We start from the raw sequence: 4,648 nt of genomic DNA, 5'->3' as shown, positions 1-4,648 counted from the left end.
TCATGGTGCAGGATCCCAGCGGGATCATGGCGCGGTCGAGCGCCAGGTCCTTGTCGGCCAGCCGGCGCAGGAAGCGCATCATCTCGGTTTCCGACTTGTTTTCGTGGAAAACAGGCTGGGTCAGGAACTCCTTGCCGCGCGGCTTGCCGGGCACCGTGCTGTCGGCGGAGGCGCCAGCCTTGGCGCCGAACAGGGCCGCGATTGCGTCGAGATCGGCCTCGGTGGAGGTTTCGTCGAAGGCGATGCCGATGTGGTCGGCATCGACGGCACGCAGCAATCTGCCGCCCTTTTCAGCGGCGGCGGCGATCGAAGCTGCCTTGCCCTTCACCTCGGCCGTCACCGTGTCGAAGCGGCTTGAACCGAGCACGGAGATGTTTGCTGCTTTGAGCCCGGCGGCAAGACGATTGGCCAGCGTGTGGATGCGCCCGGCAATCGCCTGCAGCCCGGCGGGGCCGTGCCAGATGGCATAGGCGGTCGCCATATTGGCGAGCAGCGCCTGCGCGGTGCAGATGTTGGAGGTCGCCTTGTCGCGGCGGATATGCTGCTCACGCGTCTGCAAGGCAAGCCGGTATCCGGGCCGGCCCTTGCTGTCGGTGGACTGGCCGACCAGGCGGCCAGGCATCAGCCGCGTCAGCCTGTCGGAGACGGCGCAATAGGCCGCGTGCGGGCCGCCAAAGCCCATCGGCACGCCAAAGCGCTGCATCGGGCCGACTGCGATGTCGGCGCCAAGCTTGGCCGGCGCGTCGGTCAGCGTCAGGCCGAGCGGGTCGGCGATGAAGACGACGAGAGCGCCGGTCGCGTGTGCCTTGTCGATCGCTGCCTTGTGGTCGCCATAGACGCCAAATGTATCCGGCCAGGAGACAAGCAGGGCGGCGGTGTTGTCGTCGATCGTCTCGCCATCGATCTCGATGCCGAGCGGCTCGGCGCGGGTGCGCACCACGTCCAGCGTCTGCGGGTGCGGCGTGCCGGCAAGTGCTACCTTGGTGCGCTTGTCGCGGTGATGGCGCAGTGCAATGCCGACCGCCTCGGCCACGGCGGTTGCTTCATCCAGCAGCGACGCCGATGCCACCGGCAGGCCGGTCAGTTCGGTGACCAGGGTCTGGAAGTTGAACAGCATTTCCAGCCGGCCCTGGCTGATCTCGGCCTGATAGGGCGTGTAGGCCGTATACCAGGCCGGGTTCTCGAACAGATTGCGCTGGATAACCGGCGGCACATGGACGCCGTGATAACCGGCGCCGATGAAGCTCTTCAGCACCGTATTCCCGGCCATGACAGCCGAAAGCTCAGCCAGCGCTTCCGCCTCGCTCGCTGGTGCCGGCAGGGCAAGCGGCCGATCGAGCCGGATCGACTTCGGGACGGACTGGCTGATCAGCGTCTCGATCGAGGGCACGCCGATGGCGGCCAGCATGGCTCTGGTATCGTTGAGGCCGGGACCGATATGGCGGGCCGAGAAGGGGTAGGGTGCTGCGGTCATCTCAATAAGTCCTGATATCAACCGATATGGGCTTTGTAGGCGGCCTCATCCATGAGACCGGCGAGCTGGCTTTCGTCGGCAAGCTTCATCTTCCACAGCCAGCCGGCCCCTGTTGCGGCCGAATTGACCAGTGACGGATCCGACGACAGCGTGCCGTTGGCCTCGGTGATCTCGCCGTCGACTGGTGCATAGACATCGGACGCCGCCTTGACGGATTCGACCACGACGGCGGTGTCGCCCTTGGTCAATTTCTTTCCCGTCTCCGGCAGTTCGACGAAGACGAGGTCGCCGAGCTGCTCCTGCGCGTAATCAGTGATGCCGACCGTGGCGATGCCGCCCTCGACGCGGAGCCACTCGTGATCTGATGTGAAATAGGTCGTTGCCATTGAGATCATCCTTTTCGGTAGCGATGCGGTGTGAAGGGCAGGGAGCTGATATCGACTGGGATTTTCGTGCCGCGCACATCGGCGAAAACCCGAATTCCGGGCTTTGCCAGAGGTGTCGAGACATAGCCCATGGCGACCGGATGGCCGGCCGAGGGGCCGAAGCCGCCCGACGTGACATGGCCGGCCGGGTTGCCGTCGGCGTCGAAGAGCGCGGCACCGCCACGCACCGGCTGGCGGCCTTCCGGCTTCAAACCGACGCGCTTTCGCGCGGGTCCTCGTTCCACCGCGGCGCGGAGCGCATCGGCGCCGATGAAAGTGCCGGAAGCGCGGATGTCCTTTGGAATTGCCCACATCAAGGCGGCGCTGGCCGGGTCGGTTTCCGGTGTGATGTCCTGGCCATGCAGGCAGAGACCGGCCTCCAGGCGCAGGCTGTCGCGCGCAGCCAGGCCGATCCACAGCACGCGCTCGTCTCCGAGCAGCTTCGCGACGAGGTCGCGTGCATCGGCCTCCGGCAAGCCGATCTCGAACCCGTCCTCGCCGGTATAGCCCGACCGGCTCATGAACCAGTTCTTGCGCGGTTCGACCCCATGCATGAACAGCAGCGAGCCGGTCTCGATGCCGGCGCGGGAAAGGGCGGCCCAGGCTTCAGGACCCTGGATGGCCAGGAAGACGCGGTCGAGCGGCTCGATCCTGGCGTCGAAATCCGCGGCAAGTGCACGCAAATGCTTTTCGTCGGCTACGGCGTTGCCGGCATTGGCGACCACCATGAACCTGGCATCGCTAAGCCTGGTGACGATCAGGTCGTCGAGGATGCCGCCTGCTTCGTTGAGGAAAAAGGACAGTTTGGATTGCGAGATTTCGAGCGCGCCGGCATCCAGTGGGCAAGCACGGTTGAGCAGTGCCGCCGCTTCCGGTCCGCTGACCTCGAACAGCTTCATGTGCGAGATGTCGAACAGGCCGGCCTGCTCGCGGGTGTGAAGGTGTTCCTTCATGACGCCGGCCGGATAGGTCAGCGGCATCGACCAGCCGGCAAAGGCGCCGAAGCGCGCACCGGCGGCCATATGGATATCTTCAAGGGGAAGGTGTTTTGTGTCGTCGCCCGCCATGTCGTCTCCAGAGTCGCACGCAATCGGTCGCGAATGGCGACCAGTCCGTGCCCCTCTGTCTGAAGCCTGAGAGACTCGCGCAGCCGGAACTCTGTCAGCGGCGCTTACACCTTCGGCGCGGGGGCAAGCCCCGACTTTCCAGAGTGTCTTTCCCGTCTACGGTTCTTTTGCCTGAGAGATTTCGGGCGATTTCCCCTTCGGCGACAGCTCTCGCTGTTCTCTCCCGCAAACAGGTAGGACTCAAGACCCTGAGTCCTCGACGCGCCATCCATAGCTTGCGCGCGACGGCTTGTCACCTGTCAGCAACATCTAAAGCGCGTGCATGTCGTTCTTCAAACCGCGGCACGCTGTCAGGCGACATGCGTTGGCGACAAGTCTTCACTAACCACGCCGTTTGCCGGTTTTTCAAGACACTGCTGATATGTTGGCTTGTGTGACGCTATGGGGCCGGCGCTTGGCGACGGCGGACGGGGACGACAAATGGGCGAATTGATCATGAGCGCGCCGGTGGCCGGGCTGACCTCGAAAAGCCGCATCGCCGCGGAGGACGTGGCGATGTTGCGCCATGAAGTGTTCGGCGACGGCGTCGTGACGCGTGGCGAGGCCGAGGCGCTGTTCGCGCTCGATGCCACGGCGAAGGACAAATGCCAGGAATGGCCGCCCTTCTTCATTGAGGCGGTCACCGACTATATCGTCCACCAGGAAAAGCCATCGGGCTATATCTCGCAGGACAATGCCGACTGGCTGATCCGCACGATCTCGCGCGACGGCATGGTCGACAGCCGGACCGAACTCGAATTGCTGGTGCATGTGCTGGAACAGGCGAAATCGTCGCCGGCCCAGCTTTGTGTGTATGCGCTGGAGCAGGTGGCGCATGCCGTCATTGACGGCAAGGGGCCGCTGATGCTCGGCGGCGCGCTGGCTCCGGGCCTCGTCGCGCAGGCGGAGGTCGAGCTTTTGCGCCGGATACTCCATGCCCATGGCGGCGACGGCAACATCGCCATCACGCGCGCCGAGGCCGAGGTGCTGCTCAAGATCAACGAGCGGACTGCTCAAGGACAAAACGATCCGTCCTGGAACGAGCTGTTCGTCAAGGCGATCGCCAATTTCGTCATGTGCTCGGCCGGCTACGAAGCACCGACGCGCGACGTGGCGCTGCGCCATGACGCCTTCCTCGAACATGCCGATCCGGAAATCGGCGGCTTCTTCAGCCGCATGATCTCCGGCGGGCTTGCCGGCATCATGGAGGCCTACCGATCTCCTGGCGACATCGAAGCCGAATGGGAAGCCAAGAACAGGGCGGCCGAGGCCCTGGCCCGCCGTGCCGAGACGATCGATGCCGGCGAAGCCGGCTGGCTGATCGAACATATCGGCGTCGACAGGCCACTTTACGAGAACGAACGCGCGCTGCTGACCCTGATCAAGCACGCCTCGCCGGAAATTCACCCGGCGCTCAGGCCGCTGCTCGACAAGGTTGCCTGACCGGCCAGGGATTGCTTAATCGGATCCGGGATGCTGGTCAGATCTGATCGACGTCGACGTATATCCGGGCCAGGCCTTCCCGGACGGTCGACATGGCATCGGCGACACTGATGTCGATGTGGTCATGCATGAGCCTTGCGGCCGTGTCGGCATCGCGGGTTACCATGGCTCGGGCGATTTCGCTGTGTTCGGTGTAGGTT

The 4,648-nt window shown here is 64.4% G+C and carries 4 protein-coding genes and 1 riboswitch; of the genes, 1 reads left to right on the top strand and 3 read right to left on the bottom strand.

The features are described from left to right. From gcvPA to gcvT, 3 genes are all read right to left on the bottom strand, one after another. Positions 1–1,474, bottom strand: a 1,474-nt coding sequence (gcvPA, locus tag EN879_RS24930) for an aminomethyl-transferring glycine dehydrogenase subunit GcvPA (RefSeq protein WP_127274311.1), incomplete at its 3' end; no start/stop codon positions are given. A gap of 17 nt (positions 1,475–1,491) precedes the next feature. Then, positions 1,492–1,860, bottom strand: coding sequence for a glycine cleavage system protein GcvH (gene gcvH / locus EN879_RS24925; protein WP_013531953.1), 369 nt, complete (start codon positions 1,858–1,860; stop codon positions 1,492–1,494). A gap of 5 nt (positions 1,861–1,865) precedes the next feature. After that, entirely contained in the window at positions 1,866–2,966 is a 1,101-nt protein-coding gene (gcvT, locus tag EN879_RS24920; RefSeq protein WP_127274310.1) for a glycine cleavage system aminomethyltransferase GcvT, read from the bottom strand. Between the two features lie 149 nt (positions 2,967–3,115). Continuing rightward, positions 3,116–3,202: riboswitch (glycine riboswitch) on the bottom strand. 244 nt (positions 3,203–3,446) lie between these two features. On the opposite strand from gcvT, the gene EN879_RS24915 reads away from it, so the two are divergent. After that, complete coding sequence (locus EN879_RS24915; RefSeq protein WP_063167889.1) at positions 3,447–4,448, top strand: hypothetical protein; 1,002 nt, start codon at positions 3,447–3,449, stop codon at positions 4,446–4,448. The last annotated feature ends 200 nt before the right edge of the window (positions 4,449–4,648 follow it).

It is taken from the genome of Mesorhizobium sp. M7A.F.Ca.AU.002.02.1.1 (genome assembly GCF_003998535.1).
GTDB lineage: Bacteria > Pseudomonadota > Alphaproteobacteria > Rhizobiales > Rhizobiaceae > Mesorhizobium > Mesorhizobium ciceri.
Note: the sequence above shows the minus strand (reverse complement) of the source record. Positions and strands in the feature narration are given on the sequence as shown.

Excerpts from the sequence above, each read along its gene's own strand:
- gcvH (WP_013531953.1), bottom strand. The coding sequence starts at position 1,860 with ATGGCAACGACCTATTTCACATCAGATCACGAGTGGCTCCGCGTCGAG.
- EN879_RS24915 (WP_063167889.1), top strand. The coding sequence starts at position 3,447 with ATGGGCGAATTGATCATGAGCGCGCCGGTGGCCGGGCTGACCTCGAAA.
- gcvT (WP_127274310.1), bottom strand. The coding sequence starts at position 2,966 with ATGGCGGGCGACGACACAAAACACCTTCCCCTTGAAGATATCCATATG.